The organism is Caballeronia sp. (assembly GCF_049581465.1).
Classification (GTDB): domain Bacteria; phylum Pseudomonadota; class Gammaproteobacteria; order Burkholderiales; family Burkholderiaceae; genus Caballeronia.
In genome coordinates, this window is the sequence record NZ_JBAUSA010001306.1 from 1 (window position 1) to 3,720 (window position 3,720).

A 3,720-nucleotide genomic window follows, 5' to 3' on the forward strand; every position below is an offset into this window, starting at 1 on the left:
TTCGTTTCTTTTCGCGTTTGAAAAGAAATGAAGTCCCGCCCCGGATAGGGGCTAACAGTAATAAGCAAGAAAATCCGACTTAAGCAGAACGACCACGCGAGAAGAAGGACTCAACGCTCTCCCCACACTCACCGCGATCAGCACCCCCCGACCCAACCCCCACATCCCATCAATCGTCAATCGACTCATGTACCGCATCCGAACCGCGCTTCCAATAACTCGATGCGCGAATGCGCCCCTTATCGATTCCGCGCTCAGCGCAAAGATGCTGCCGCACGGCACGAATAACGGTCGATTCCCCGGCCGCCCACACATAGCCCTCGCCCTCCGGCAAATACATCTCGCGTAGCGCGAGCAGCAACCCGGCACCGGGATAATCCGATTCGCTTCGATAGCGCCATTCAACATAAAGATTCGCTTTCGTCTCGAAGTCGATGCGCGCAGAGGGCTGCTCAACCTCGATCAGCGCCGCGACGCGCGTCCCCGCCGGCAATTCCTCAATACGGCGCGCGATGGCCGGCAATGCGGTTTCGTCACCGATCAAAAGATGCCAGTCGAAGCCCGTCGGGATCATCATCGAGCCGCGCGGCCCACCAATCCCCAGATACTGTCCGACCCGCGCCTGCGCCGCCCACGTTGTTGCCGGGCCGGCCGCATGAAGCGCGAACTCGATGTCAAGTTCGCCTGCCACGTGGTCGTATTGGCGAGGCGTAAAGTCGCGCGCAATCGGCTTTGGTTCGGTATCCGAAAAGATCGGACCATTGGGGCCGACGCCCGGCAACGCGGGTTTGTCCTCTCCCGGGCGCGGGAAGAATACTTTGATGTGGTCATCGAAGGACGCGGACTGGAAGCCTTCGAGATCGTCGCCCGCCAGCGTAATACGCACCAGCTGCGGCGTGATGGGCAGGACGCGCTTGACCTGAAGCAAGCGCATCTTGAGCGGATGACGAACGCGGACGATCGCGAGATCGGCCCGGTCCAAAGTCGTATTTTCATTCATCGGCGGGTTACTCCGGTTTGCGTGCAGGTTGGGTTTCGATCTCGGCCGTAGCGCGCGCGAGGATGGCGGCAATGCGCTGCTGCTCAAGCGGGGAGGCGTCGCTGCGCATGAGCAACGCATACTTGAGCGCACGGCGCGCCTGGACGAACTCAGGCAGCCATGCGTTGCCGCTATCGCCCGTGGCGTCGTCGGGATCGACGCCCGCAAATGCGCGCCGAACCGAATCCATCTTCCGGGCGAAATGACTGAGCTTTGCAAGCATCAGGTCGACGCGCTCGCGGTTGGCGGCCAGATAGACGTGGCCGGGCTCGGCAAGCGCATAGCGCTTACGATTGCCTTGTAGTTCGACGGTCGCGTAGCCCAACTCTTCAAGGTAGGTGAGGGCCGGATAAATCATGCCCGGGCTGGGCGTGTAAAAACCGTTTGAACGGACTTCGAGCGCCTTGATCAACTCGTAGCCATGGCGCGGTTCATCCGCCAGCAGCGCAACCAGCAACAATTGCAGATCGTCCGAGCTGAACTTGCGGCCGCGCGGCATGCCGTCGTCGTCGCCGCCAAAATCGCCGGGACCGCCAGGAAAGCGGCCGCCCCCATGATGACGGTGATGACCGCGCCCAATCGCATGCCAAAGCGCATGCAGCGAAAAACGGTCGTTGAAATCGTGCTCAGCGTGTGCACGCGTGGGGTGATGTCTCATCTTGGAACTCCTGAGGTGGCAAAACATATCTTAAGATATGAGTCTTAAGATATGTTGTCAAGATATATCTTTACGAAATATCGCCGCCGCAGGAGCAGGCAATCATCCCTCCATCTCATAAAAACCGTTGCGCTTCCGCCAAGTTGCGGTTCGCTGCGATAGCATCTCGCCCTTCGGACCGCGTTCCCGTCGTGAGCGCATAGGGAGCGAGATGAGCAAGCGGCTGTTGCGATGGTCAAGTGACCCCGATTTACCAGTCGAGCGGCGTTGGCCGGTCACGCGCTATCCACTCGCGTTGAAGGCGACGGTCGCGGTACATGGAATAGCATTCGTTGGGTGGGCCATCGTTCCGGCGATGTGGCCGTGGTGGCTAGCCGGTGTCGCACTCAATCATGTTGTGGTCACGGTGGCAGGCTTATGGCCGCGTTCCAGGATCCTTGGCGCCAACTGGACCCAACTGCCGGACATCGAGCGCAATGCCACCTCTATCGCGCTCACTATCGACGATGGCCCGGACCCTGTTATCACGCCCCAGGTGCTCGACTTGCTCGACGCTTATTCAGTGAGGGCAACGTTTTTCCTGATCGGCGAGCGCGCGCGCCGGCATCCCGCGCTAACGCGAGAGATCGTGGCCCGCGGACATAAAGTCGAGAACCATACGCAGCGGCACGTGCACACGTTTTCGGTGCGCGGCATGCCGGCATTGGCTCGGGAAATCGACGCGGCACAGCGCACGCTCACCGAGTTGACCGGCGACCGGCCGGCGTTCTTTCGCGCGCCCGCGGGCTTGCGCAATGTCCTGCTGGAGCCTGTGCTCCAGCACCTGGATTTGCGACTTGCCGCGTGGACCAAGCGTGGTTTCGATACCCGCGAGCGCGATCCGGAGATCGTGGCACGGCGCTTGCTCAAGGATCTCGCTGCGCGGGACATACTGCTATTACACGATGCTAACGCGGCGATTACTAATGACGGTCAGCCGATTCTGCTTTCAGTATTACCGCGCGTAATCGATGAAGCCAGACGGCGAGGACTTCAATTTGTTACGTTACGAGAAGCTTTCTAAAGTGCAGTTATATTTGGATATGTGCGGCTCACGCAGACAGGGCCAATGCAGGGCCGATGCAGAGTCGATAAAAGGCCATAAATTGCGTGAAGAACGTCTAGGCGGCGCTAGCGCCGGGCCGATCGAGCCCGTCGATCCGACCCGATAAAGGCCAATATTAACTAATTGGCTGGGCTTTTCGGAAGCGTCGCAAGACCATGCTACGCTCGACCCTTTGGCATGATTTGGTAAGCACAATCAACGCGATCGGGCGAAGCAAGAAAAAGCCGACGCTAGCCCCACATGTCGGGATTTGCACAGCAATTCACTGCGCCGGTTTCCGGACGCAAACGACCATAAGAAATGTAATCTCGGGCGCGTTCCCCGTTTTTATTCCCGTTGTGAAGGGGATACGGATACGGAATTTCTGCCCGAATTACTCGAGGATTTGCCGCATGATCAGCTCCCAAATAAAGAACCTGGCCAGCTCTTTCTGATGTTTTCATTCAGCAGCAAATTTAAGTCACCTGCGCGTGGCTATCAGCTATTCGTCAGGCGCGCCGCTCACCCGGATATCTGCCGGTTATCCTTGTGCCTCTCGATACAAACGCGATCGCTCCGTGCAGGCGCGAGAGGGTGGCTGCTCGCTCTCCAACATCGATATGCATGATATGCACTGGACCCTTCCGGTCGCTCGCTGGTCCGCTACGGCCGCCGGCAAAGTGGACATCGGCTTTATCGAGCCGATGGTGCGCCGTCGCCTGAGCAGCCTCTCGCGGATCGCGCTGAAGGTGGCACACGATTGCGTGGGGCATCAACGCCATCAGCACGATCAGGACAACCTCCACGACGAGCGTGGCGTGCGCATTGTGTTCGCGTCGCGACATGGCGAATTGCGTCGGACCACCGAGATCCTGCGTGCGATCGGCGAGGAAGAAGCGGTTTCGCCCACATCGTTCAGCTTGTCCGTGCTTAATGCGA

The 3,720-nt window shown here is 59.2% G+C and carries 4 protein-coding genes; 2 read left to right on the plus strand and 2 right to left on the minus strand.

The window, feature by feature from the left end:
• Positions 1-169 precede the first annotated feature (169 nt).
• Both WCA53_RS31690 and WCA53_RS31695 read right to left on the minus strand, forming a co-directional pair.
• Positions 170-1,000 (minus strand): siderophore-interacting protein, encoded by an 831-nt coding sequence (locus WCA53_RS31690; RefSeq protein ID WP_423921006.1) that lies wholly within the window; start codon positions 998-1,000, stop codon positions 170-172.
• 7 nt (positions 1,001-1,007) lie between these two features.
• Entirely contained in the window at positions 1,008-1,697 is a 690-nt protein-coding gene (locus WCA53_RS31695) for a PadR family transcriptional regulator (RefSeq protein WP_423921009.1), read from the minus strand.
• A gap of 211 nt (positions 1,698-1,908) precedes the next feature.
• Here WCA53_RS31695 and WCA53_RS31700 point away from each other — a divergent pair, with 211 nt between their 5' ends.
• On the plus strand, positions 1,909-2,760 hold the full coding sequence (locus WCA53_RS31700) for a polysaccharide deacetylase family protein (protein ID WP_423921012.1): 852 nt from the start codon (positions 1,909-1,911) through the stop codon (positions 2,758-2,760).
• 641 nt (positions 2,761-3,401) lie between these two features.
• Positions 3,402-3,720 (plus strand): beta-ketoacyl synthase chain length factor (locus tag WCA53_RS31705; protein WP_423921015.1); only part of this gene is annotated, 319 nt, incomplete at its 3' end.